This window comes from Pseudomonas sp. 18058 (assembly GCF_902706155.1).
GTDB classification, from domain to species: Bacteria; Pseudomonadota; Gammaproteobacteria; order Pseudomonadales; family Pseudomonadaceae; genus Aquipseudomonas; species Aquipseudomonas rustica.
Genome location: NZ_CACSJY010000003.1, coordinates 61,835 through 87,818 on the forward strand (window position 1 = coordinate 61,835; position 25,984 = coordinate 87,818).

A 25,984-nucleotide genomic window follows, 5' to 3' on the forward strand; every position below is an offset into this window, starting at 1 on the left:
AAGTCGAACAATGAACAGGATTTTCTCCACCCTCGGTTTTTCGCTATGGATAGCGTTGTTGTCGCCGATGGTTATTGCGGCCAATCTGAAGACGCTGGACGTGGCGGCCTTGCCGGGTGACCGCGTCGAGCTGAAGCTGTCGTTCGACGGCCCGCCACCGCAGCCCAAGGGCTATACCACTGAATCGCCGGCGCGGATTGCTCTGGACTTGCCCGGGGTTGCCAGCCAGTTGGCCAGCAAGAATCTCGATCTAGGCAGCGGTAATGCGCGCACGGCGACGGTGGTTGAGGCCAAGGATCGCACGCGACTGATCGTCAGCCTGACGCAACTGGCGCCGTATGACACGCGGGTCGAGGGCAATAATTTGTTCGTGGTGGTGGGGCAAGGTGCTCCGGCCGCAGCACCGCGTCCCGTTGCCGCGCCGCGCATTACGCCTGTTGCGGTACCGATAAAACCTTATGTCGCAAAAACCAAAGTCATTCGCGGCGTCGACTTTCAACGCGGCACAGCGGGCGAAGGCAATGTGGTGATTGATTTGTCCGACCCGACCATCGCCCCGGATATTCAGGAGCATGACGGCAAAATCATCCTCAGCTTCGCCCGCACGCAATTGCCGGAAAAGCTGCGCGTACGCCTCGACGTCAAGGATTTCGCCACCCCGGTGCAGTTCGTCAATTCCAGCGTCAGCGGCGATCGCGCGATCATCACCGTCGAGCCCGGCGGCACTTACGACTATTCAACTTTCCAGACCGACAACAAACTGACCGTCAGCGTTCGGCCGATGACCGTCGACGATCTGCAAAAGCGCAACGCTGATCGCCAGGCTTACGTCGGTGAAAAGCTCTCGCTGAATTTCCAGGACATCGATGTGCGCTCGGTGCTGCAACTGATCGCCGATTTCACCAACCTCAATCTGGTCGCCAGTGACACAGTGCAGGGCGGCATTACCTTGCGCCTGCAAAACGTGCCTTGGGATCAGGCATTGGATCTGGTGCTGAAAACCAAAGGGCTGGATAAACGCAAAATCGGCAACGTGCTGCTGGTCGCGCCCGCCGATGAAATCGCCGCCCGTGAACGCCAGGAACTGGAGTCGCAAAAGCAGATCGCCGAACTGGCGCCGCTGCGTCGTGAGTTGCTGCAAGTGAATTACGCCAAGGCAGCAGACATCGCCAAGCTGTTCCAGTCGGTGACCAGCGCCGAGGCGAAAATCGACGAGCGTGGTTCGATCACCGTCGATGAGCGCACCAACAACATCATTGCCTACCAGACCCAGGATCGCCTCGACGAGCTGCGACGGATCGTGGCGCAACTGGATATTCCGGTGCGTCAGGTGATGATCGAGGCGCGAATCGTTGAGGCCAACGTCGATTACGACAAAAGCCTCGGCGTGCGCTGGGGCGGTTCAATCCAGAACAAGGGCAACTGGAACGCCTCCGGGGTTAACGGTTCATCGACCACCATCGGCACGCCGGGCAGCACCAGCACCAACTCGCCGTTCGTCGATATGGGCACGGTCGGCAATACCTCGGGGATCGGCATCGCCTTTATTACTGACAACGTCTTGCTCGATCTCGAACTGACGGCGATGGAAAAGACCGGCAACGGTGAAATCGTTTCGCAACCGAAGGTTGTTACTTCCGACAAGGAAACCGCGAAGATCCTCAAGGGCACCGAGATTCCGTATCAGGAAGCCAGCTCCAGCGGCGCGACTTCGGTGTCGTTCAAAGAGGCGTCTTTGTCGCTGGAAGTGACGCCGCAGATCACCCCCGATAACCGCATCATCATGGAGGTCAAGGTCACCAAGGATGAGCCGGATTACCTGAACAAAGTGCAGGATGTGCCGCCGATCAAGAAAAACGAGGTCAACGCCAAGGTGCTGGTCAATGACGGCGAAACCATCGTGATTGGTGGTGTTTTCTCAAATACTCAAAGCAAGGTCGTAGATAAGGTGCCATTTCTTGGCGATGTGCCGTATCTTGGCCGCCTTTTCCGGCGTGATGTGGTTTCGGAGAAAAAATCCGAGCTGCTGGTATTTCTCACTCCGCGTATCATGAATAACCAGGCGATTGCTGTGAGTCGTTGATTCTGTGCGAAATTTGATTCTTGTAGGACCGATGGGCGCTGGTAAAAGCACCATCGGCCGGTTGCTGGCCAAAGAGCTGCGCCTGCCGTTCAAAGATTCCGACAAGGAAATTGAACTGCGCACGGGCGCCAATATCCCGTGGATCTTCGATAAGGAAGGCGAGCCCGGCTTTCGAGACCGTGAGCAGGCGATGATCGCCGAGCTGTGCGAGTTCGATGGCGTGGTGCTGGCGACCGGCGGCGGCGCGGTGATGCGTGATGCCAATCGCAAGGCTCTGCATGAGGGCGGGCGGGTGGTCTATTTGCACGCCTCCGTCGAACAGCAGGTCGGCCGCACCTCGCGCGATCGCAATCGGCCGTTGCTGCGCACCGCCAATCCCGAGAAAACCCTGCGTGATTTGCTGGCGATCCGTGATCCGCTGTATCGGGAAATCGCCGATCTGGTGGTGGAAACCGACGAACGGCCGCCGCGCATGGTAGTGCTCGACATTCTCGAACGTCTGGCGCAGCTTCCTCCCCGTTAAAGCATCGCTCGAAATGCGCTATCCTCGGCGTCCTGTCACAACCCGTCGCGGTTGTGGCGGCTGGCGGGCGAGCGGCGTCATACCCGCTATAGGCCGCAGATAACCAATAATTCAGGGCAGGATGCCTGCTTCCATCTTCACTGTGGGGACACATGCAGACACTCAAGGTCGATCTAGGCGAGCGCAGCTACCCGATTCATATTGGCGAAGGTTTGTTGGATCAGCCCGAGTTGCTGGCGCCGCATATCCATGGGCGGCAGGTGGCAATCATCTCCAACGAGACCGTTGCGCCGCTCTATCTCGAACGTCTGACCCGCAGCCTCGCGCAGTTCTCGGTGATCTCCGTGGTGCTGCCGGACGGCGAAGCCTTCAAGAACTGGGAAACCCTGCAACTGATCTTCGACGGTCTGCTGACCGCGCGTCATGACCGCCGCACCACCGTGATCGCCCTCGGCGGCGGTGTGATCGGCGACATGGCCGGTTTCGCCGCCGCCTGCTATCAGCGCGGCGTCGACTTCATTCAGATCCCGACGACGTTGCTGTCCCAGGTCGATTCGTCGGTGGGCGGCAAAACCGGTATCAACCATCCGCTGGGCAAGAACATGGTCGGCGCGTTCTATCAGCCGAACGTGGTGCTGATCGATACCGCCTCGCTGAAAACCCTGCCCGAGCGTGAACTGTCCGCCGGTCTGGCAGAGGTCATCAAGTACGGTCTGATCTGCGACGAACCGTTCCTCGGCTGGCTCGAAGACAACGTCGACGCCCTGCGTGCGCTGGATCAAAAAGCCCTGACTTACGCCATCGAGCGTTCCTGCGCGGCCAAGGCTGCGGTGGTCGGCGCCGATGAGAAAGAAACCGGCGTGCGCGCCACCCTCAATCTCGGCCACACCTTCGGTCACGCCATCGAGACCCACATGGGCTATGGTGTCTGGTTGCATGGTGAGGCCGTCGCAGCTGGCACGGTGATGGCGCTGGAAATGTCCGCGCGTCTGGGCTGGATCAGCGAAGCGGAACGTGATCGCGGCATTCGTCTGTTCCAGCGCGCCGGTCTGCCGGTGGTGCCGCCGACAGAAATGACCGAAGCCGATTTTCTTGAACACATGGCAATCGACAAAAAAGTGATCGACGGTCGTCTGCGCCTGGTGCTGCTGCGCCGGATGGGCGAAGCGGTAGTGACCGCCGATTATCCGAAAGAGGTTCTACAGGCCACGCTGGGAGCGGATTACCGCGCCCTGGCTCAGCTTAAAGGTTGAAAAGATTCCAATGACTAGTTTGCATGCCGACGAGGCGTTCCTCGGCCATTTCCAGTTAAGCCACGACCCCTTCGCGCCACGAGTGCCGGGTTTTAAATTCTTCCCGGCCCAGCGCAAACCAGTGTTGGGTCAGTTGCATCATCTGGCGCGTTACAGTCAGTTGTTGCTGGTCGTCACTGGCCCGCAAGGCAGCGGCAAGACCTTGCTACGTCAGGCACTGGTCGCCAGCACCAATAAGCAATCGGTACAGAGCGTGGTGGTTTCCGCCCGTGGCGCCGGTGATGCGGCCGGTGTGCTGCGTCAGGTTGCCCAGGCGCTGAACGTCGCTCAGGCCGAAGTTGGCGCGATTCTGGATCAGGTGGTGCAACTCGCGCTGACGGGTCAGGAAGTCTATCTGCTGGTGGATGACGCCGAGCAGCTCGACGAATCCGCCCTCGAAGCGCTGATGGCGCTGGGGGCCGGCGCACCGGAAGGTCGCCCGCACGTATTCCTGTTTGGTGAGTCGTCGCTGATCGCGCAACTCGAGGCGTTGCACCTTGAGGAAGAGCGTTTCCACGTCATCGAACTGCAGCCGTACACCGAAGAAGAGACCCGCGAGTATCTCGACCAACGGCTCGAAGGTGCAGGCCGTGGTGTCGAACTTTTCACCGCGGATCAGATCTCTGATATTCACGAAAGCGCCGAGGGTTGGCCAGGCAACATCAACCAGGTCGCTCGCGATGCACTGATCGAAGTCATGATTGCCAGCCGCTCTGCGGTCAAGCGTCCAAGTATGGGGTTCAACATGCCGAAGAAACACGTATTGGCGATTTCTGCCGTCGTTGTGGTTGCGGTCGCCGCCGCCTGGCTGATGCCGGGTCGCAACAAGACACCTACCACCGGCGCTCCTGCCAATGAACAGGCGCAGTTGCCTTTGGGTCAGGGCGGGGCGAACGGGGCTAATCCTTCCGTCGAATTCGCTGGCAACACCCAACCGATGCCGCTGCCGCTGGTCGGCAACTCGCAACCGGTCATGCGTGGCCCGTTGGCTGAAGCCGCCGGTGGCATCACCGAAGGCGACGACGGCGTGCCGGTCGAAGGTTCCAGCGCCACACCGCCGACCGTCACCACTTCCGCACCTCCGGCAGGCGTTCCGGCTGGCCCTGCGCCAACACCGGCTCCAGCCCCGGCCGCGAAGCCGACGCCAGCGCCAACCCAAATTGCTACCGCCAAGCCTGCTCCGGCAGCGCCTGCAGCGAAACCGGCTCCAGCGCCGGCCAAGCCAGCCGCTGCAGCCAAGCCTGCCGAGAAGCCGGTCACCGTGGCCAAAGCCGCCGGTGGCAGCTGGTACGCCGGTCAGCCGACCGGTAACTACGTGGTGCAGATCCTCGGCACCAGCTCGGAAACTGCCGCGCAAAACTTCGTCAAGGAGCAGGGCGGCGAGTACCGTTATTTCAAGAAAGTCCTCAACGGCAAGCCGCTTTACGTGATCACTTATGGCAACTTCGCCAATCGTGACGCGGCCGTTTCTGCCATCAAGGCCTTGCCAGCGAAGGTTCAGGCTGGTAAACCTTGGCCTCGCACTGTCGCCAGCGTCCAACAAGAACTGGCAACAACTCGCTGAAGATTCGGCGGCCTTACCCAGGCCGCCTCTCCAAGCACCTCAAAATTTCTACGAGTGCGCGCTTCCTTCCAGGTCGCGTGCCTTGTGGTGTCTGCGTCACAGTAGTCTTTGAGTCGTTGCGGTCAAAATTAAAAAAGTTTTGACTAGCACAGCAGATCGCTTTAAACCTTTCACAAATGCGACATGAATTTGCGACATTTCGTCGTCAAATTTGTGAGCCTCTGTGTCGCTGTGTACAATGACCACCCTTTTGCCCCCGCTAAGCCGGCGTACGTTCGGCGCGGATCGCAAGTGGTTGAATTGAAAAGAAATTTGCCTCGACAAGAGGCAGCCTGGTGAGAAAGTGTCTATGAAAGCAGGTCTGTACCAACCAGATGAATTCAAGGATAACTGCGGTTTCGGCCTGATAGCCCATATGCAGGGCGAGCCCAGTCATACCCTTTTGCAAACGGCCATCGAGGCCCTGACCTGCATGACCCACCGCGGTGGGATTAATGCCGACGGCAAGACCGGTGACGGTTGCGGTCTGCTGATTCAGAAGCCTGACGCGTTCCTGCGAGCCATTGCCCAGGAAACCTTCAGCGTCGAGCTGCCCAAGCAATATGCGGTGGGCATGGTCTTCTTCAACCAGGATCCGGCCAAGGCCGAAGCCGCTCGCGAAAACATGAACCGCGAGATCCTCGCTGAAGGCCTGCAGTTGATCGGCTGGCGCAAAGTGCCCATCGACACCAGCGTCCTCGGCCGCCTGGCCCTTGAGCGCCTGCCGCAAATCGAGCAGGTGTACATCGGCGGCGAAGGCCTGAGCGATCAGGACATGGCCGTGAAGCTGTTCAGTGCGCGTCGTCGTTCGTCGGTGTCCAACGCCGTCGACTCCGACCACTACATCTGCAGCTTTTCGCACAAGACCATCATCTATAAAGGCCTGATGATGCCGGCCGATCTGGCCGCATTTTATCCAGACCTGAGTGACGAGCGCCTGCAAACCGCGATCTGCGTGTTCCACCAGCGCTTCTCCACCAACACCTTGCCGAAATGGCCGCTGGCTCAGCCATTCCGCTTCCTCGCCCACAACGGCGAGATCAACACCATCACCGGTAACCGCAACTGGGCGCAGGCCCGTCGCACCAAGTTCACTAACGATCTGATGGATCTGGAAGAACTCGGCCCGCTGGTTAACCGTGTCGGTTCCGACTCTTCCAGCATGGACAACATGCTCGAACTGATGGTCACCGGTGGCATCGACCTGTTCCGTGGCGTGCGAATGATTATTCCGCCGGCGTGGCAGAACGTTGAAACCATGGATCCGGATCTGCGTGCGTTCTACGAGTACAACTCGATGCACATGGAACCGTGGGACGGCCCGGCCGGCGTGGTAATGACCGACGGTCGTTACGCGGTGTGCCTGCTCGACCGTAACGGTCTGCGCCCGGCGCGTTGGGTCACCACCACCAACGGTTTCATCACCCTCGCGTCGGAAATCGGCGTGTGGGACTACAAGCCGGAAGATGTGATTGCCAAAGGTCGTGTCGGCCCTGGCCAGATCTTCGCCGTGGACACCGAAACCGGGCAGATCCTCGACACCGACGCGATCGATAACCGTCTGAAGTCCCGTCATCCGTACAAGCAATGGCTGCGCAAGAACGCTCTGCGCATCCAGGCGACCATGGAAGACAACGATCACGGTTCGGCGTTTTACGACGTCGATCAGCTCAAACAGTACATGAAGATGTATCAGGTCACGTTCGAAGAGCGCGATCAGGTCCTGCGTCCGCTCGGCGAGCAAGGCTACGAAGCCGTGGGCTCGATGGGCGACGACACGCCGATGGCCGTGCTCTCGCAGCGCGTGCGCACGCCGTACGACTATTTCCGTCAGCAGTTCGCGCAGGTTACCAACCCGCCGATCGACCCGCTGCGTGAAGCGATCGTGATGTCGCTGGAAATCTGCCTCGGTGCCGAGCGCAACATTTTCCAGGAGTCGCCGGAACACGCCTCGCGCGTGATCCTCAGCTCGCCGGTGATCTCGCCGGCCAAGTGGCGCTCGTTGATGAACCTCGACCGTCCGGGTTTCGAACGGGCGATCATCGACCTCAACTACGACGAAAGCGTTGGCCTCGAAGCGGCGATCCGCAACGTTGCCGATCAGGCTGAAGAAGCCGTGCGCGCCGGTCGTACCCAGATCGTCCTGAGCGACCGCCATATCGCCCCGGGCAAGCTGCCGATCCATGCTTCGCTGGCGACCGGTGCCGTGCACCACCGCCTGACCGAAAAAGGCCTGCGTTGCGATTCCAACATCCTTGTTGAAACTGCGACCGCCCGTGACCCGCATCACTTTGCGGTGCTGATCGGTTTCGGCGCCTCGGCGGTCTATCCGTTCCTCGCGTACGAAGTGCTGGGCGACCTGATCCGTACCGGTGAAGTGCTGGGCGACCTCTATGAGGTGTTCAAAAACTACCGCAAAGGCATCACCAAAGGTCTGCTGAAGATCCTCTCGAAGATGGGTATCTCGACCATCGCCTCCTACCGCGGAGCACAATTGTTCGAAGCGATCGGCCTGTCCGAAGAAGTCTGCGACCTGAGCTTCCGTGGTGTGCCGAGCCGCATCAAGGGTGCGCGTTTCGTCGACATCGAAGCCGAGCAGAAAGCACTCGCCAGCGAAGCCTGGAGTCCGCGCAAGCCGATCCAGCAGGGCGGTCTGCTGAAGTTCGTCCACGGTGGCGAATATCACGCGTACAACCCGGACGTGGTCAACACCCTGCAAGCTGCCGTGCAACAGGGCGACTACACCAAGTTCAAGGAATACACCTCGCTGGTGGACAACCGTCCGGTGTCGATGATCCGCGACCTGTTCAAGGTCAAGACCCTCGACACGCCGCTGGACATCAGTGAAATCGAACCGCTGGAATCGGTACTCAAGCGCTTCGACTCCGCCGGTATCTCGCTGGGCGCCTTGTCGCCGGAAGCTCACGAAGCCCTGGCCGAAGCCATGAACCGCCTCGGTGCGCGTTCCAACTCCGGCGAAGGTGGTGAAGACCCGGCGCGTTACGGCACCATCAAGAGCTCGAAAATCAAGCAGGTTGCGACTGGCCGTTTCGGCGTGACCCCGGAATATCTGGTCAACGCCGAAGTGCTGCAGATCAAAGTCGCGCAAGGCGCCAAGCCGGGCGAGGGCGGGCAACTGCCGGGCGGTAAAGTGAACGGGCTGATCGCCAAGCTGCGTTACGCAGTGCCGGGCGTGACCCTGATTTCGCCGCCGCCGCACCACGACATCTACTCGATCGAAGACTTGTCGCAGCTGATTTTCGACCTCAAGCAAGTCAACCCGAAGGCACTGGTTTCGGTAAAACTGGTAGCGGAAGCAGGCGTCGGCACCATCGCTGCCGGTGTGGCCAAGGCCTATGCGGACTTGATCACCATCTCCGGCTACGACGGCGGCACCGGTGCTTCGCCGCTGACTTCGATCAAATACGCCGGCGCACCGTGGGAACTCGGCCTCGCCGAAACCCACCAGACTCTGCGCGGCAACGACCTGCGCGGCAAAGTCCGGGTGCAGACCGACGGTGGCCTGAAAACCGGCCTCGACGTGATCAAGGCTGCAATCCTCGGCGCTGAAAGCTTCGGCTTCGGTACTGCGCCAATGATCGCGCTGGGCTGCAAATACCTGCGTATCTGCCACCTGAACAACTGCGCCACCGGCGTTGCGACGCAGAACGAGAAGCTGCGTAAAGACCACTACATCGGCACCGTCGACATGGTGGTGAATTTCTTCACCTACGTCGCCGAAGAAACCCGTGAGTGGCTGGCCAAGCTCGGCGTGCGCTCCCTCGAAGAGCTGATCGGTCGTACCGATCTGCTGGAAATCCTCGAAGGCCAGACCGCCAAGCAAAACCACCTCGATCTGACGCCGCTGTTGGGCAGCGATCACATCCCGGCGGACAAGCCACAGTTCTGCGGTGTTGAGCGCAACCCGCCGTTCGACAAAGGCCTGCTGGCCGAGAAAATGGTCGAGATGGCCTCGTCGGCGATCAACGACATGAGCGGCGCCGAATTTGATCTGGATATCTGCAACTGCGACCGTTCGATCGGCGCGCGGATCTCCGGCGAAATCGCGCGCAAGCACGGCAACCAGGGCATGGCGAAAGCGCCAATCACCTTCCGCTTCAAGGGCACTGCCGGTCAGAGCTTCGGTGTGTGGAACGCCGGCGGTCTGAACATGTACCTCGAAGGCGACGCCAACGACTACGTCGGCAAAGGCATGACCGGTGGCAAACTGACCATCGTGCCGCCGAAGGGCAGCGTTTATAAGACTCAGGACAGCGCCATCATCGGCAACACCTGCCTGTACGGCGCGACGGGCGGCAAGCTGTTCGCCGCCGGCACCGCAGGTGAGCGTTTCGCTGTGCGTAACTCCGGTGCCCACACGGTTGTGGAAGGCACTGGTGATCACTGCTGTGAGTACATGACCGGTGGTTTTGTCTGCGTTCTGGGCAAGACCGGTTACAACTTCGGCTCTGGCATGACCGGTGGTTTCGCCTACGTGCTCGATCAGGACAACGCCTTCGTTGACCGGGTCAACCACGAACTGGTGGAAATCCAGCGGATCAGCGGCGAGGCGATGGAAGCCTATCGCAGCCACCTGCAAAACGTGCTGAACGAGTACGTCGCGGAAACCGACAGCGAGTGGGGTCGTGAACTCGCCGAAAACCTCGATGACTATCTGCGCCGTTTCTGGCTGGTCAAGCCTAAGGCTGCCAACCTGAAATCGTTGCTTTCCAGCACTCGTGCCAACCCGCAGTGATATGCGCCTGAAGAGTTTGATGAGGTTTTAACAATGGCTGAACGTCTGAATAACGACTTCCAGTTCATCGATGTCGGGCGCAAAGATCCGAAGAAGAAACTGTTGCGTCAACGCAAGAAAGAGTTCGTCGAAATCTACGAACCGTTCAAACCCCAGCAGTCGGCCGATCAGGCCCACCGCTGCCTGGGTTGCGGCAACCCGTATTGCGAATGGAAGTGCCCGGTGCACAACTTCATTCCGAACTGGCTGAAACTGGTGGCCGAGGGCAACATCCTTCAGGCCGCCGAGCTGTCGCACCAGACCAACACCCTGCCGGAAGTCTGCGGCCGGGTGTGTCCGCAGGATCGTCTGTGCGAGGGTGCCTGCACCCTTAACGACGGCTTCGGCGCGGTGACCATCGGTTCGGTCGAGAAGTACATCACCGACACCGCGTTCGCCATGGGCTGGCGCCCGGACATGTCCAAGGTCAAACCGACCGGCAAACGTGTCGCGATCATCGGCGCGGGCCCGGCGGGTCTGGGTTGTGCCGACGTGCTGGTACGCGGTGGCGTGACCCCGGTGGTGTTCGACAAGAACCCGGAAATCGGCGGTCTGCTGACCTTCGGCATCCCCGAGTTCAAGCTGGAAAAGACCGTGCTGAGCAATCGCCGCGAAGTCTTCACCGGCATGGGCATCGAGTTCCGTCTCAATACCGAAGTCGGCAAAGACGTGACCATGGAACAACTGCTCGCCGAGTACGATGCGGTGTTCATGGGCATGGGCACTTACACCTATATGAAGGGCGGTTTTGCCGGTGAGGATCTGCCGGGCGTTTATGACGCACTGGACTTCCTGATCGCCAACGTCAACCGCAACCTGGGCTTTGAAAAGTCGCCGGAAGATTTCGTCGACATGAAAGGCAAAAAGGTCGTGGTACTCGGCGGCGGCGACACGGCGATGGACTGCAACCGCACCTCGATCCGTCAGGGCGCCAAATCGGTGACCTGCGCTTATCGTCGTGACGAAGCGAACATGCCCGGCTCGCGCAAAGAGGTGAAAAACGCCAAGGAAGAAGGCGTGAAATTCCTCTACAACCGCCAGCCGATCGCTATCGTCGGTGAAGAAAAGGTCGAAGGCGTTAAAGTGGTCGAGACCCGTCTCGGCGAACCGGACGCCCGTGGCCGTCGCAGCCCAGAGCCGATCCCGGGTTCCGAAGAGATCATCCCGGCCGACGCCGTGGTCATCGCGTTCGGCTTCCGCCCGAGCCCGGCACCGTGGTTCGAACAGTTCGAAATCCAGACCGACAGCCAGGGCCGCGTCGTTGCGCCTGAGCAAGGTCAGTACAAGCACCAGACCAGCAACCCGAAAATCTTTGCCGGTGGTGACATGGTGCGCGGTTCCGACCTGGTGGTAACGGCGATCTTCGAAGGCCGCAACGCCGCCGAAGGGATCCTTGATTACCTGGGTGTCTGATTACATTTCAACCTGAAATGCGATCAAAAATGTGGGAGCGGGCTTGCTCGCGAAGAGGGCGTGTCAGCCGGCGGATATGTTGCCTGACACACCGCTTTCGCGAGCAAGCCCGCTCCCACAGTTGTTTCTCGGTGTTGCTGATAGCGCATTCCAAGGCAATAAATTGACCCGATAGACAAAAGGCTGACCTGCATCCGTGCCTTTTGCGTCGCGCTCTGAGAAAATGCCCGCACTTTTTTTCCGGATGCCGACATGACTGCCCTGAAGAACGACCGTTTCCTCCGCGCCCTGCTCAAGCAACCCGTAGACGTCACCCCTGTGTGGATGATGCGTCAGGCCGGTCGCTACTTGCCGGAATACCGCGCCAGCCGCGCCCAGGCCGGTGATTTCATGAGCCTGTGCATGAATCCGGAATTCGCCTGCGAAGTCACCATGCAACCGCTCGACCGCTATCCACAACTGGACGCGGCGATCCTGTTTTCCGACATCCTCACCATCCCCGATGCCATGGGCCAAGGCCTGTACTTCGAGACCGGTGAAGGTCCGCGCTTCAAAAAAGTCGTCAGCACCCTCGCCGATATCGAAGCGCTGCCGATCCCTGATCCGCACAAAGACCTCGGCTACGTCATGGACGCGGTCAGCACCATCCGTCGCGAATTGAACGGCCGTGTGCCGCTGATCGGTTTCTCCGGCAGCCCTTGGACACTCGCGACCTACATGGTTGAAGGCGGCTCGTCGAAAGACTTCCGCAAGACCAAAGCGATGCTCTACGACAACCCGCAAGCCATGCACCTGCTGCTGGATAAACTGGCGCAGTCGGTGACCTCGTACCTCAACGGCCAGATCATGGCCGGTGCGCAAGCGGTGCAGATCTTCGATACCTGGGGCGGCAACCTGTCGGCGGCGGCGTATCAGGAATTCTCGCTGGCCTACATGAAGAAAATCGTCAGCGGTCTGATCCGCGAAAACGACGGTCGCAAAGTGCCAGTGATCCTCTTCACCAAAAATGGCGGCCTGTGGCTGGAAAGCATCGCCGACGCAGGTGCTGACGCACTGGGCCTAGACTGGACGTGCGACATCGGCAACGCCCGCGCCCGCGTTGGCGACAAGGTTGCCCTGCAAGGCAACATGGATCCGACCGTGCTTTACGCAAAACCGGAAGCGATCCGCACCGAAGTCGGACGTATTCTGGCCAGCTACGGCAAGGGCAGCGGTCACGTGTTCAACCTCGGCCATGGCATCACCCCGGAAGTCGATCCGGAACACGCCGGCGCTTTCCTGCGTGCGGTGCATGAGTTGTCGGCGCAGTACCACGAATAACGCTGCAACGTCTGTACAAAAAAACCTGTCCCGTGTCATGCGGGGCAGGTTTTTTTATGCCGCGTAATGTCCCCCCAATCATTCTCTTGTCCCTTCGGAGGGGGCTAGGGTGAGGGGCTCTTGAGGGTGAGGATGAATAGTTTCCTGTTGTAAGAATTCTTTCCTTAGTTGTCGGATTAGTTTCCGTGGCGACTATTCCTGCTACACCCGGTGATTACTCCTACATAGAAGTTTTCCCTATCCACGTAAGGTTTCAGGCGTGTGTTCGGCATGGCGTCGAGCACCGTATTAGAGCCTGGCGCGATGCCGGGCTCGCTTATTTGATATGAGCCTGGAATAACAATGAAAAAACCAATTTTTAAAAGGAGTGCGTTGGCAACGTGCACTTCTTCTTTGATTTTACTGTCGGCCATGCTGGGTTCTTCGGGCGCAGTAGCCCATGGTTATGTAGAGGTGCCGCCATCGCGCGCGTTGCTGTGCCAGAAGGGTGTAAACACCGGTTGTGGTGGTGCGCAATACGAGCCACAAAGTGTTGGCGAAACCTTTCAGGGTTTTCCGGCCGGTGTGGGTGGTGGCACGGGCCAAGGGCCGGTTGATGGCAGGATCGCTAGCGGTGGCAATGAACTGTTCACTGCTCTGGACGTGCAGTCCGCCACACGCTGGCAGCTAACCGACATCAAAGAGCGCACGCTGGATTTCCAGTGGCATTACAAAGCGCCACACCCGGTGGAATACCATCAATATTTCATTACCCGTAACGGCTGGAACCCGAATGAAGCGTTGAAACGCACTTCGTTCGAGAGCATGCCTTTTTGCGAGGTCGCGGGTGATTTTCAGATGCCTGTGCCAGGCACCAAGCATCGCTGCAGTATCCCGGAAGACAAAAACGGTCAGCACGTGATCCTCGCGATCTGGGGCGTCAGTGATACCAAAATGGCCTTCCACAATGTCCTCGACGTAAACATCATTGCCGAGCCGTCCCTGCCAGGTGGCTGGTCGTCCGTCGGCGCCATCGCGCCATCGACGCCGCTGCTGGCTGGTGACAAGGTCAAGGCACGCGCCTTCACCGCGACGGGCGAAAGTGCTTCCTACAGCGTCGAAATCTCGATCGACAACGCTGAAGACGCCGAGCCGCAAAACTGGTCGTTCAAACTCGCCGAGCAGATCAACCAGTCGCAGACCCTGATCCGCGCCGGCGTTCGTGATGAAAACGGCAACATCGAAGCGATTCGCGGCAGCAACACGCTGTACGCACAAAAAGACAGCGGCGTCGTTCGCTACGAAGTGCAACTGCTGATGAAAGAAGACGCCGGCGCGCGTTTGTCCGTGGCCTCGCAACAAGCCGAATACGTGCTCGACAAAGGTAAAACCAAAGTCGATTTCAGCCTGATGTCGAACCGCAAAATGAACGTCGAAGCCAACCTGTTCAACGAGCAGAACAAGCTGGTCGGCACCACCACCGCGCAAGCGGACAGCGGTGCAACCTGGCTGGCCATGGACATTCGCAGCAACCCCGGCCCGCACACGCTGACCCTGGTTGGCACCACGCTGGATGGCCGCACCACCCGTCAAGACACCCAGCCTGTCAACGTCACCGGTGAAGGCGCCGGTGCCGATTACGACTTCCTGTTCCCGGAAGGTCTCAGCGACTACACCGCTGGTACCAAGGTGCTGCAACCGAAAACCAACGAGGTCTTCGAGTGCAAGCCGTTCCCGGCATCCGGCTATTGCAAGCAGTACAAGCCTGAGGCGAACGGTTTTGAGCCGGGCGTCGGCGAGCACTCGCATGCGGCGTGGAACAAGCTCTAAGGCTCGTCCCGTGTAATTGCGTCAGACGACCACCGAGGTCGTCTGACCGCTGATGATTTTCAGGGGCGATTCGAATGACGCTTTCAATTTATTCCAAGCAACAAATGCTGCTGCACTGGGTGTCGGCGGCGGTGATTCTGTGGACGCTGGTCACCGGGTTTTATGTGGCCAACGTCAATGTGGCCAATGACACCAAACAGTGGGTGGCCGGCGTCAATGTGTCGCTGACCACGCTGTTCATCCCTGTGTTTTGCTGGCGGCTGGTGGTGTTTGTCAGCCACCTGCGACATGAGCGCATGGCGCAGTTTTCCTCGGCAAAAATGCTCGTGATGTTTGTCCATCGGCTGATCTATTTGCTGGTGGCAGTGGTGCTGGTGAGCGGGGTGCTGATGATGGATCGACCGATCCCTGTGTTCGGCCTGTTCGAATTCCCGCAGCCGCTGAGCGATGTGGCGCTGACGGACGGCTTTTTCGTGCTGCACATCTGGGCCTGCACCGCGTTGGCAGTGCTGGTAGCGATGCACATTGGCGCGGTGGTTCTGCACGAGTTGCGCGGTTACCGCGTGCTGCGACGCATGTCGTGGCGCTCGCGCGTTCGCCAGGCCTGTGGGCGTATCGGATGAACCGTCGGTGAGATTTTTTTTGCTGTTGGGACTGTGGGCGCTGCCGTTCGCCTGTGCAGCGTTTCTCGCTTGGCAGGAGTGGGCGTTTCGCAGTGCGCAACGTCTTCCAGCACCGGTCGCTGTGCCGATGCCGACGGCACCTGCACCTTTGAACACCGCCGCAGTGGCAACGGTGTTCGGGCTCGCCGCGCCCAGCGCACTTCGACCAAGCGCCGAATCGCTGACTCTGCAAGCGACGTTCGCCGTCGACAGTGGCCTGTCGAAAGCCCTGATAAGCGCTGCCCAAGGCGCGCGGTTATATCGGGTTGGCGACGACTTGCCGGGCGGCAGCGTATTGCGTCGAGTCGAGGCACAACACGTGGTGTTGTGGAACAAGGGGCGGGAGGAATCATTGCTTCTCGCGCCCTCTGCCAGCGTATTCCTCAAGCGCTCGCCCGCATCCGTCGATGCACCCGCCGCAGACATTTCCGCACGTTTTCTACGCCCGCTGAACGGGCAGTCAGAGTGATCTCATTGATGAACAACTTGAACGGCGCGCACGCTCTGCGCACCTTGTTGGTTTGCGCCGTGCTGGCGACGCCGCTCCTCAATCGCCCTGCATACGCCGAGGAACAGCGCTGGCAGTTGGCGATGAATCAGGCCGAACTGCGCGACATCGTCGAAGAGATCTCGGCGATTCTCGGCACCACCGTCGTACTCGACCCGCGTGTGTCGGGACGCGTCACCGTCATGTCCCGTCAGGCGCTGGATCGTGAGGGCGTGCGGCGCTTGTTCTACTCGGTGCTGGACGCGCACAACTTCACCGTGATCGATGAGGGCGACCGCATCCTCATCACTCCCGTGGCAGACGTGAAAACCCGCGCCGGCCAATCGGTCAATGAGCGCGCCACCCCCGCGCAATTCATCACCCAAGTCATCGAACTGAACACCAGCAGCGCCGCCGATCTGTCTGCGCTGATTCGCCCGTTGGTGTCGGCCAACGGCTACCTAGGCCCGTCCGTTTCGGCCAATGCCTTGGTGATCACCGACACCGGCGCCAACGTCAAACGCATCGCCCAGGTGGTGCGCCAACTCGACGGCGGTCAGCAAGATCAGCACGCTGTGGTAGCGCTGCGTTTTGCCCAGGCCAGCGACGTCGCCACGGTGATCGAATCCTCGCTGGGCAAGCGCAATGCCGACTCGCTGATTCAAGTGCTGGCCGACGTCAGAACCAATCGCTTGATCGTCATCGACCCGCTCGCCGTGCGCCAGCGTTTGACCGAGCTGATTCGCCAACTCGACGTGCCGGCCACCGCCAGCCTCGACACCGCGCGGGTCATCCGTTTGCGCCACAGCGATGCCAAGCAACTCGCGCAGGTGCTGGAAAGCATGGGCCAGAATCGCAAACAACCCACAGCTGGCAGCGGCAAAGAAGCGTCCGCCGCGACGCCGTTCATGCTCAAGGCCGACGAAAGTCAGAATGCGCTGGTGCTGATCGCCGATCCGGCTCAGGTCAGAACCATCGAGAACATCGTCCGCGAGCTCGATCAGCCCCGCGCGCAAGTGCTGATCCACGCCGCCATTGTCGAAATCTCCGGCGACATCGCCGATGCCGTGGGCGTGCAGTGGGGCTTGAGTACGGGCGACGCGAAGGGCTTTATCAACTTTCCCGGCACCGACATTCCCATCGTCGGTGGCTTGAAGTTCGACGAGAAAAAATCGGCGCCTGACGGCGCGATTCTGCAGTTGGGCGGCGACCGTTTCGGCGCGTTGATTTCGGCGCTGGCGAGCAATACGCGGAGCAATCTGCTGTCCACGCCGAGCCTGCTGACCCTCGACAATCAGCAAGCGGAAATCATCGTCGGGCAGAACGTGCCGTTCAAGACCGGCTCCTACTCGACCAACAGCAGCGGCGCGGATAACCCGTTCACCACGGTCGAGCGCAAAGACGTCGGCATCAGCCTGAAGATCAAACCTTACATCAACGAAGGCTCGACCCTGCGTCTGGAAGTCGAGCAGGAAGTCTCGGACATCGCGCCTTCGGTGTCGGGCATCGATTCCTCGGATCTGATCACCAACAAGCGCGCGCTGAAAAGCACGATTCTCGCCGACGACGGCGAAATCATCGTGATTGGCGGGCTGATCCGCGACAGCGTGCGCACGCAGAAAAGCGGTGTGCCGCTGCTGCGCGACATTCCCTATGTTGGCGCGCTGTTTCGCTGGAGCCGCGACACCCAGACCAAAAGCAATCTGATGGTGTTCCTGCGCCCGACCATCGTACGCAGCCGCGAAGATCTCTCCGGGATCAGCCAGCAGCGTTACGACACCTTGCGCGACCTCAGTCAGCCCAAGGCCGGGGAGAGCAACTCGCTGATGCTGCCGGCCGAGGCGCGGCATTTGTTTGAGCCCGCGACGGTGGCGCCATGAGTGCTCCACTGGAAATCCTGCCGTTCGGTTTCGCCCGGCGGTTTGGCGTGCTGCTGGACGCTGCGGGCTCCCGCCTGCTCATACGCGCCGACACGTCGCTGACCGCACTGGCCGAAGTGCGTCGCTTATGTGCTCGCGAACTGTCAATCGAGGTGCTTGAGCCAGAGCCTTTTGCCGCGCGTCTGGCCGCCACCTATCGCGAAGGCCAGAGCGCCGCGCAACAGGTCGCGCAAGGGCTGGACGATGAACTGGATCTGCTCAGCCTCGCCGAGCAGGTGCCGCAAACCGCCGACCTGCTCGAGCAACAGGGCGATGCGCCGGTGATCCGCCTGATCAACGCACTGCTCAGCGAAGCGGTGCGCGCACAGGCCTCGGACGTCCATCTGGAAACCTTCGAGCACTACCTGTCGGTGCGCATGCGCGTCGACGGTCAGTTGCGCGAGATGCTCAGGCCCAGACGCGAACTGGCGACGTTGCTGGTGTCGCGGATCAAAGTCATGGCGCGGCTCGACATCGCCGAAAAACGTGTGCCGCAGGACGGCCGGATTGCCTTGCGTCTGGCCGGGCACGAAGTCGATGTGCGCGTCTCGACACTGCCGTCGGCGCACGGCGAGCGGGTGGTGCTGCGCTTGCTCGACAAGCAGGCCGGACGTCTGGAACTGCAACGTCTGGGCATGCCGGACGACACCCTCGCCAGCCTGCAAAACCTGCTCGCCAAACCTCACGGGATTTTACTGGTGACCGGGCCGACCGGATCGGGCAAAACCACCAGTTTGTATGCGGCTTTGAGCAGCCTGAACGATCCGTCGCGCAACATTCTTACGGTCGAGGATCCGATCGAATATCACCTGCCGGGGATCGGCCAAATGCCGGTCAATCCGAAAGTCGAGATGACTTTCGCGCGGGGCTTGCGCGCCATTCTGCGGCAGGATCCGGACGTGGTGATGGTCGGTGAAATCCGTGATCGAGAGACCGCGCAAATTGCTGTGCAGGCTTCGTTGACCGGGCATCTGGTGCTGTCGACGTTGCACACCAACAGCGCGGTCGGCGCAGTGACGCGGCTGGTCGACATGGGCGTGGACGCTTACTTGCTGGCCTCGTCGCTGGTCGGTGTGCTTGCGCAACGCTTGTTGCGCACGTTGTGTGTGCATTGCAAGGCGCCGTACTTCGCTGATGACGAGACTTGCCTGCGTCTGGATTTGCAACCCACGCAGACCGTGGCGTTGTTTCGGCCGCAGGGCTGTGAGCATTGCCAGCACGGTTATCGCGGACGCATTGGCATCTATGAATTGATCAGCATCACCGAACCGGTGGCAGCGTTGATTCATCGAGGCGCCAGCGAGCGCGAACTGATCGACGCCACGCGCAAGGATTCGCGCAGTCTGTTTGAGGCCGGTCGGCAACGTGTGCTCGATGGCGTCACCAGCGTCGATGAGTGGCTGCGCGTGACGCAGGAGGACTGAGCGATGCCGACTTTCGATTACCGCGCTGACAACGCGCAAGGCCATCGCTGCCGAGGCCGGCTCGAAGCCGAAAATCCAAGGCACGCGCGGCAGCTGTTGCGAGAGCGGGGACTGTGGCCGTTTCAACTCAAGGAGCTGCGCGGTGAACAGGGTGCGAGGCGTGCCGGCCGTTTGAGCGCTAGTGATCTGGCGCTGCTGACGTTGCAGCTGTCGACGCTGGTGCAGGCCGGTTTGCCGCTGGAAGAAGCGCTGGAAGTGGTCGCGCGACAAACCAGCAAACGGCGCGTTGCCGGATTGTTGTGGGCGGTACGTGGTCGAGTCATGGAAGGCCATGCGCTGGCCGTCGCGTTAAGCCAGTTTCCTGCGGCGTTTCCCGAATTGTTCCGCGCCACGGTGGCGGCGGGTGAGCGCTCGGGCCATCTCGGTCATGTGCTGGAGCAACTGGCCGCTTACACCCAGGCGCGGCAGGCATCGCGACAAAAGATTCAGATGGCGCTGATCTATCCGTCGATTCTGATGTTCGCCAGCGTGGCCATCGTCGGTTTTCTGCTCGGCTACGTGGTGCCGGACGTGGTGAACATTTTCGTCGACAGCGGCCAGCCGTTGCCTTGGCTGACCCGCGCATTGATCAGCCTCAGCGACGGTGTACGTCAGTTCGGTCTGGTGTTTTTTGGTGGCGCGCTGGCGCTGTTTAGTGGCTGGCGCTGGAGTTTGCGGCAACCGCTCTGGCGACTGCGCTGGCATGCGCTGGCATTGAATATTCCGCTGATCGGCACGCTTCTGCGCGCCATGGAAGCGGCGCGATTCGCCAGCACTCTGGCGATCCTCGGCAAGAGCGCTGTGCCCTTGGTCGATGCACTGGAAATCGCCGCCGCTGTCATCGGCAATCAGACCATCCGCGCACGCATGAGTGAGGTCGCCCGCTCGGTGCGCGAAGGCTCGACGCTGACCCGCAGCCTGGAACGCAGTGGCGATATCCCGCCGATGATGCTGCACATGATCGCCAGCGGTGAACGCGCCGGCGAGCTCGACGCCATGCTCGCCCGCGCCGCCGAACAACAGGAAGCCAGCCTCGCTGCGCGCATCGCCTTGATGGTGAGTTTGTTCGAGCCGGCGATGCTGCTGGTGATGGGCGCGGTGGTGTTGCTGATCGTCCTCGCCATCCTCCTTCCGATCCTCAGTCTCAACCAATTGGTGAATTGATCCATGGCTCTTTTGCACAGAAAAACAGCGACCGCGCAGCGCGGTTTCACCCTGATCGAAATCATGGTCGTGGTGGTGATCATCGGCATCCTCGGCGCGATTGTTGTGCCGCAATTCATGAGCCGGCCGGATCAGGCGAAAACCACCGCGGCGAAGATCGACATTCAGGCGATCGCCACGGCGCTGGAGATGTACCGCCTCGACAACGCGCGGTATCCGACCACGCAGCAGGGGCTGGAAGCGTTGGTGAAACGTCCGAGCGGCACCCCGGCGGCGCGCAACTGGAATCCTGCGGGATATCTGAAAAGTCTGGCGCGCGATCCGTGGGGCACGCCGTATCAATACCTCAACCCCGGCACCCGTGCGGTGGGCGGCGGTTACGACTTGTATTCGCTGGGCTCCGATGGCGTCAGCGGCGGTGACGGCCACGCTGCCGATATCGGCAACTGGGCCATCGACTGATGCGCCAGCGCTGCCGGGGTTTCACCTTGCTGGAATTGATGGTGGTCATGGTGCTGATCGGCGTGCTGCTGGGTTTGGTCAGCCTGGTGGGCGGGAGCAATCCGGCGCAAGTGGCGCGGCAGGAGGCGAGCCGGATTGCGCGGGTGATCGAGCAGTTTCGCGAACGGGCGGTGCTGGAAGGGCGCGAGTTTGGTGTGGGGTTTAGCCAGGAGGGTTATCGCGTTCTGCAGCTTGGCGAGCGGGGTTGGTCGCCTTTAATGGCTTTGCAAACATGGCCGCCGGAGCTGCAGCCGCGACTTGCTGTGGAGGGCCTGCCGGTACGCTTGGCGAGCAGCGCAGAAATGCCGCAATTGTTGATTCTGAGCAGCGATGAAATCAGCGCGTTTACTTTGCAGTTGGCAAGCCGTGAGCGGGTTTGGGCGAGTCTGTCTTCGGACGGTTTGAGCGAGGTCTCGCTTGATGAGTGACCGACCGCTGATCAAGCGCATGCGAGGTTTCACGCTGCTGGAAGTCATGGTCGCGCTGACGGTTTTCGCCGTACTCGCAGCAGCGATTCTTTCGGCAAGTCGTTACGTGGTGCAGCAGAGTGGTGCGGCTGAGCGACGGTTGTTTGCCGCGTGGTTGGCGGATAACCATTTGAACGAACTGCGCCTGCAACGCACGTGGGTCGCCGGACAACAGCAGCAGATCGTGCACATGGATCGCCGCGAATGGCGGTTACGTCAGCATCTGCGCGAGGTCGATGTATCGGGGCTGTTCACGGTGGAGCTCGAAGTCAGTCTCGCCGACAGCGATCAACCGTTGTATCGCACGACTGCGCGGTTGCAGCCGCCATGAATAACCAGCGCGGATTCACCTTGCTGGAACTGGTGATCGCGATGGCGATTTTCGCCGTGCTCGGTCTCGCCAGTTGGCGCCTGTTCGATAGCGTGGTGCGCGTGCAACAGGCGACGGCGAGTCATGAGCGCGCTTTCAGAAGTCTGCAACGCGCGGTGGCGGTGATCGAGCGCGATCTGCTGCACATCGCCGAACAGCCGGTGGTGTTGAATGCCGGGCAACTGAGCGTGCAACGCAGTAACTGGCGCAATCCGCTGGATCAACCGCGCAGCGAACGTCAGGAGCTGACGTATCGCTTGCTCGGCGACGTGTTGTGGCGCGAGAGCCGTGCCGAGGGCTCGCTGACCGTGCAGCGGCAGAAGTTGCTGGAGGATGTCATCGATCTGCGTTGGCGCCTGCTTGATGATTCTGCGATGGAGTTTCAGCTCTCGACTCGACGCTATGACGGCATTCGCCGGGTGCTGCTGTTGCCGGGAGCCTTGCCATGAAACACCGGCAACAGGGGTTGGCGCTGATCAGTGTGATGCTGGTGTTGAGCCTCGCTCTGCTGATCACCAGCGGCCTATTGCGCAGTCATCGACTGGCCTTGCAGAGCAGCGCGCAACAGCTGCAAACCTTGCATTTGCGTCAGTTGGCGGTGAGCGGAGAAATCTGGGCGCTACGGCGTTTGCACAAGGCTTTTGTTGAACAGCAGAACCACGCCGAGATGATCCGCGACTGGCCGCAAATCACTCCTGAACCGGGCAGCGAAGACGCGCAAGTCGAGGTGCAGATCGAAGACCTGTCGGCGCGTTTCAATCTCAATGCATTGCTGCATCAAGGGCAGATCGATGCGGTGACGCTTGAGCGCTGGGCGCGGTTGCTCGAATTGCTGGAGCTGCCCGCGTTGCGACCGAGTCAGGTCGGATTGTTATCCGAGGTGAGCCAATTGCGACTGCTGCCGGGTTTCGATGCGGCAACGCTACGACGCCTAGAACCATGGGTTTCGCTGCTGCCCACGGATGCTGCGCTGAATATCAACACGGTACCGGCGCTGTTGCTGCGCGTGCTGGGGGATCGAACCCGAAGTTGCCGACGCCCTCGTTCACCAGCGTTCGACAACCTCATGGCCCAGCGTTCAAGCCTTCAGCGTCGATCCATTAATCGCTGATGCAGGAATCAATACCCATGGGCTCGGCGTCGACAGTCGCTGGCATCGCATCAGCGTGCGCGTGGTGCAAGACCAGCACGTGCTGACGCTGAGCACTGACGTCGAGTTCGTCGTAAAAACCGCCCAGCTGAAAGTCCTGCAACGTCGTTTACTTTCCTCCCGCGGCCTCGAGATAACGCAATGAAAAACTGGCTTTACCTGACCGCCGAAGGGCTTGCAGACCTGTCGTCTGACTGGCCATGTTGCCTGTGGTCGCACACCGGCGAACGCCAATCGATGCCGCTGCATCAAGCCGCACAAGTACTGCGCGGACAAAAAATCGACCTGTTACTGCCCATCGAATCCTGCAGCTGGCTGCGCAGCGAACCCTGGCCCGGGCGCCGTGCGCCGGCCGCGCAGGCGCTGGCATTTGCTGTGGAAGAGCAGCTTGGCGAAGCGCTCGACACTGTGCATTTGAGCGTTGGCAAAGCGGACGCCGAGCGACGTTATCCGCTGATGGTCATCGCTCGTGAGCGCCTGGCCGCGGTGTTGTCGCTGCTCGGTGAAAGTGGTCTGCAAGTGCGCTCGGTGTTTGTCGATGCCGACTTGTTGCCCACGGATCAGCCGATCGGCACCCGCTGGTTCGGACGCTGGTTGCTGGGCGGGGCGTTGCCGGCGCGGCTCGCAGTCACGGACGAGGGTTTGGTCGCGCTGAACGGCGTGTTGCCCGAGGACATGGTTTGGGTCGATGAGCCGGATGAACAGGCATTGCTGGCAGAAGGTTTTCGACAAGCGATCAATCTGCGTCATGGCGAGTTTTCGCCACGGCATTCGCCGTTGCCTTGGCGTTCGCTGGCGGCGGTGCTATTGACCTTTTTGTTGCTGGGCGTAGGCGCCAGCGAAACGCGGTTCCGTTTCCTTGACGGCGAAACCCGGCGTCTCGCCGAGCACAATGAACAGCGCTTCAAAACACTGTATCCACAACACGGGCAAATCGTCGATCTGACCGCGCAGATGCGGGCGATTCAGGGTTTGCCAGCGCAGTCTCGCGACACTCAGGTTGCGGCGCTGGTCAGGTTGATCGAGCAGGTGATTGGCGCGAGTCAGGTCGAGGTCAAGCGCATCGATTTTGCCGAGGTCGATGGCTGGAAAGTGCAACTGACGGCCAACAGTTTTGCCGAGCTTGAGCAGTTGCGTGAACGCGGGCGTCAGCAAGGTCTGGCGATCAAGATTGATGGCGCGAGCAAGATAGGCGATCGGGTGACGGCGACGCTGACGTGGGAGGCGGGCGTATGAAGTCTGATGATTATGTTCAGCGTTGGCGGCGTTTATCGCGCCGTGAGCGTGGGTTGATCCTGCTGCTGATGGCGGGGTTGCTGGGTGGTGCGGTGTTTACCTGGATCTGGCAACCAAGCGTGCAACGGCTCGAAGCGCTCGAGCGCCAACATCATCAGCAACAGGCTTTTGCAATTCAACTGGATCGCACTCAGCCACCAAGCAGTTCGGCGTTCGACGCGACTCAGCCGTTGTCGTTAAGGATCAGCGAAAGCCTCAACTCGACCGGGCTTGAGGTGCAGCAAATGGACAGCGATAACGAGCAGATCCGTCTGACCCTTAGCGGCCCGCCCGAGCCATTGTTGCTCTGGCTGGACAGGCTTGAACGTGACGGCGTGGTGCTGCAATCGCTGAGCCTGGAGCCGCGCGACAATCTGCTGGAAGCGCGGCTACAGCTCAGATAGTCGCGCCAGTCAGGGGCGGCAGTTTCGCCAGTTTTAATGCCACCAACAGCGCGATCAGCAATAGCGCGCCGATGAACAACCCGATGCCGTTCCAGCCACCAAGGTGCCAGAACACCCCGCCTGCGGTGCCTGCGATGCTCGAGCCGGCGTAGTAGCTGAACAGGTACAGCGACGACGCCTGGCCTTTGGCTTTGAGCGCGCGGCGGCCGATCCAGCTGCTGGCCACCGAGTGCGCACCGAAGAAACCGAAAGTGAAAATCAGCATGCCGACAATCACCAGCGGCAACGGCGTGAACAGGGTCAACGCGAGGCCGACGAACATCAGCGCAATGGTCGCCCAGAGCACTTTGCGACGGCCAAGTTTGTCGGCCAGCGAACCGATTTTCGCCGAGCTGTAGATGCCCGACAGGTACACCACCGAGAGCAAACCCACAAAGACTTGATCAAGGTTGTACGGCGCCGCCAGCAAGCGATAACCGATGTAGTTGAACAGCGTGACAAACGCGCCCATCAACACGAACGCTTCGAGAAACAGCAGCGGCAGACCAGCGTCGCGAAAGTGCATGGTGAAACCGTCGAGCAGGCTGCGCGGGTGCAGCGAGCGCGAGCGAAAATTGCGCGACTCCGGAAGAATCTTCCAAAACACCGCTGCGGCAATCATCGCCAGACCGCCGATCACCAGCATCGCCGTGTGCCAGCTGACGAAGTCGATCAACACGCCGGTGATCAAGCGCCCGCTCATTCCGCCAATCGCGTTGCCGCCGATGTACAAACCCATCGCCAGGCCGATGTGCTGCGGGTGAATTTCTTCGCTCAGATAAGTCATCGCAACGGCGGCCAAACCGCTCAGCGACAGGCCGATCAGCGCACGCATGATCAGCACGCCTTCCCAACTCGGCATCATTGCACTGGCCATGGTGCAAATCGCTGCGGCGAAAAGCGCAGTCACCATCACCGGTTTACGCCCGACCCGATCAGAAATCGGTCCGGTGATCAGCAGACCAATAGCGAGCATGCCGGTGGCGACCGAGAGGATCAGACTGCTCTGCGCGGCGTTGATCGAATATTCGTGGGACAGCAGCGGCATCATCGGCTGCACGCAATACAACAGCGCAAAGGTCGCGAAGCCGCCGCTGAACAGCGCCAGCACCGTGCGCATGAACATCGGCGTGCCTTTTTCGATGTAGATCTCTTGCAGCTCGGCGACGACATCGTCGGCTGCAGCAGGCGGAACTTCATGGGCAAGGGGCGCGACAGCAGTTTTCACTTCAGACCTCGGAGGGC

The 25,984-nt window shown here is 60.5% G+C and carries 23 protein-coding genes; 20 read left to right on the plus strand and 3 right to left on the minus strand.

Annotated elements, in window-relative coordinates:
- Positions 1–10 precede the first annotated feature (10 nt).
- The 7 genes from pilQ to hemE all read left to right on the plus strand — a co-directional run bounded on the left by pilQ (position 11) and on the right by hemE (position 13,029).
- Positions 11–2,083, plus strand: coding sequence for a type IV pilus secretin PilQ (gene pilQ / locus GVL50_RS02520; protein ID WP_159811626.1), 2,073 nt, complete (start codon positions 11–13; stop codon positions 2,081–2,083).
- A 4-nt stretch (positions 2,084–2,087) separates the two neighbouring features.
- Entirely contained in the window at positions 2,088–2,606 is a 519-nt protein-coding gene (aroK, locus tag GVL50_RS02525; RefSeq protein ID WP_053116652.1) for a shikimate kinase AroK, read from the plus strand.
- Between the two features lie 152 nt (positions 2,607–2,758).
- Positions 2,759–3,859, plus strand: coding sequence for a 3-dehydroquinate synthase (gene aroB, locus GVL50_RS02530; RefSeq protein WP_053116653.1), 1,101 nt, complete (start codon positions 2,759–2,761; stop codon positions 3,857–3,859).
- Between the two features lie 10 nt (positions 3,860–3,869).
- Entirely contained in the window at positions 3,870–5,462 is a 1,593-nt protein-coding gene (locus GVL50_RS02535) for an AAA family ATPase (RefSeq protein ID WP_159811627.1), read from the plus strand.
- A 349-nt stretch (positions 5,463–5,811) separates the two neighbouring features.
- The gene (gltB, locus tag GVL50_RS02540; RefSeq protein ID WP_159811628.1) at positions 5,812–10,257 is read left to right on the plus strand and encodes a glutamate synthase large subunit; all 4,446 of its coding nucleotides are present in this window, start codon (positions 5,812–5,814) and stop codon (positions 10,255–10,257) included.
- 33 nt (positions 10,258–10,290) lie between these two features.
- Positions 10,291–11,709, plus strand: coding sequence for an FAD-dependent oxidoreductase (locus GVL50_RS02545; RefSeq protein WP_158957521.1), 1,419 nt, complete (start codon positions 10,291–10,293; stop codon positions 11,707–11,709).
- A gap of 252 nt (positions 11,710–11,961) precedes the next feature.
- Complete coding sequence (gene hemE / locus GVL50_RS02550; protein WP_053116656.1) at positions 11,962–13,029, plus strand: uroporphyrinogen decarboxylase; 1,068 nt, start codon at positions 11,962–11,964, stop codon at positions 13,027–13,029.
- Positions 13,030–13,205: 176 nt separating this feature from the next.
- On the opposite strand, the gene GVL50_RS28710 is transcribed toward hemE, so the two are convergent.
- Positions 13,206–13,442: a hypothetical protein gene (locus GVL50_RS28710; RefSeq protein ID WP_178124144.1), complete on the minus strand. Its 237-nt coding sequence runs from the start codon at positions 13,440–13,442 to the stop codon at positions 13,206–13,208.
- Here GVL50_RS28710 and gbpA point away from each other — a divergent pair.
- The 11 genes from gbpA to GVL50_RS02605 all read left to right on the plus strand — a co-directional run bounded on the left by gbpA (position 13,372) and on the right by GVL50_RS02605 (position 22,982).
- Positions 13,372–14,838, plus strand: a complete 1,467-nt coding sequence (gene gbpA, locus GVL50_RS02555) for an N-acetylglucosamine-binding protein GbpA (protein ID WP_159811629.1) — start codon at positions 13,372–13,374, stop codon at positions 14,836–14,838. The genes GVL50_RS28710 and gbpA overlap by 71 nt on opposite strands.
- 74 nt (positions 14,839–14,912) lie before the next feature.
- The gene (locus GVL50_RS02560) at positions 14,913–15,461 is read left to right on the plus strand and encodes a cytochrome b/b6 domain-containing protein (protein WP_159811630.1); all 549 of its coding nucleotides are present in this window, start codon (positions 14,913–14,915) and stop codon (positions 15,459–15,461) included.
- A gap of 7 nt (positions 15,462–15,468) precedes the next feature.
- Positions 15,469–15,969 carry a type II secretion system protein N gene (locus tag GVL50_RS02565; protein ID WP_256671808.1) on the plus strand — a complete coding sequence of 167 codons (501 nt, stop codon included), beginning with the start codon at positions 15,469–15,471 and terminating at the stop codon, positions 15,967–15,969.
- Positions 15,970–15,977: 8 nt separating this feature from the next.
- Positions 15,978–17,867 (plus strand): type II secretion system secretin GspD, encoded by a 1,890-nt coding sequence (gene gspD / locus GVL50_RS02570; protein ID WP_159811631.1) that lies wholly within the window; start codon positions 15,978–15,980, stop codon positions 17,865–17,867.
- Positions 17,864–19,330 carry a type II secretion system ATPase GspE gene (gene gspE, locus GVL50_RS02575; RefSeq protein ID WP_159811632.1) on the plus strand — a complete coding sequence of 489 codons (1,467 nt, stop codon included), beginning with the start codon at positions 17,864–17,866 and terminating at the stop codon, positions 19,328–19,330. Before gspD ends, gspE begins: the two co-directional genes overlap by 4 nt.
- Positions 19,331–19,333: 3 nt before the next feature.
- On the plus strand, positions 19,334–20,533 hold the full coding sequence (gene gspF, locus GVL50_RS02580; RefSeq protein WP_159811633.1) for a type II secretion system inner membrane protein GspF: 1,200 nt from the start codon (positions 19,334–19,336) through the stop codon (positions 20,531–20,533).
- A 3-nt stretch (positions 20,534–20,536) separates the two neighbouring features.
- Complete coding sequence (gene gspG / locus GVL50_RS02585) at positions 20,537–20,995, plus strand: type II secretion system major pseudopilin GspG (protein WP_159811634.1); 459 nt, start codon at positions 20,537–20,539, stop codon at positions 20,993–20,995.
- Positions 20,995–21,462, plus strand: coding sequence for a type II secretion system minor pseudopilin GspH (gene gspH, locus GVL50_RS02590; RefSeq protein WP_159811635.1), 468 nt, complete (start codon positions 20,995–20,997; stop codon positions 21,460–21,462). Before gspG ends, gspH begins: the two co-directional genes overlap by 1 nt.
- Entirely contained in the window at positions 21,455–21,832 is a 378-nt protein-coding gene (gene gspI, locus GVL50_RS02595) for a type II secretion system minor pseudopilin GspI (protein WP_178124145.1), read from the plus strand. Before gspH ends, gspI begins: the two co-directional genes overlap by 8 nt.
- Positions 21,829–22,320: a type II secretion system minor pseudopilin GspJ gene (gspJ, locus tag GVL50_RS02600; protein ID WP_159811636.1), complete on the plus strand. Its 492-nt coding sequence runs from the start codon at positions 21,829–21,831 to the stop codon at positions 22,318–22,320. Before gspI ends, gspJ begins: the two co-directional genes overlap by 4 nt.
- Entirely contained in the window at positions 22,317–22,982 is a 666-nt protein-coding gene (locus tag GVL50_RS02605) for a general secretion pathway protein GspK (RefSeq protein ID WP_371925886.1), read from the plus strand. Before gspJ ends, GVL50_RS02605 begins: the two co-directional genes overlap by 4 nt.
- Here the strand turns inward: GVL50_RS02605 and GVL50_RS29370 are convergent.
- Entirely contained in the window at positions 22,972–23,124 is a 153-nt protein-coding gene (locus GVL50_RS29370; RefSeq protein WP_371925887.1) for a hypothetical protein, read from the minus strand. The two genes, GVL50_RS02605 and GVL50_RS29370, sit on opposite strands and share 11 nt — an antisense overlap.
- A gap of 38 nt (positions 23,125–23,162) precedes the next feature.
- Between GVL50_RS29370 and gspL the strand changes: the two genes are divergently transcribed.
- Complete coding sequence (gene gspL / locus GVL50_RS02610) at positions 23,163–24,257, plus strand: type II secretion system protein GspL (RefSeq protein ID WP_159811637.1); 1,095 nt, start codon at positions 23,163–23,165, stop codon at positions 24,255–24,257.
- On the plus strand, positions 24,254–24,700 hold the full coding sequence (gene gspM, locus GVL50_RS02615; protein ID WP_159811638.1) for a type II secretion system protein GspM: 447 nt from the start codon (positions 24,254–24,256) through the stop codon (positions 24,698–24,700). Before gspL ends, gspM begins: the two co-directional genes overlap by 4 nt.
- Here the strand turns inward: gspM and GVL50_RS02620 are convergent.
- On the minus strand, positions 24,693–25,967 hold the full coding sequence (locus GVL50_RS02620; RefSeq protein ID WP_159811639.1) for an MFS transporter: 1,275 nt from the start codon (positions 25,965–25,967) through the stop codon (positions 24,693–24,695). The two genes, gspM and GVL50_RS02620, sit on opposite strands and share 8 nt — an antisense overlap.
- Positions 25,968–25,984: the final 17 nt, after the last annotated feature.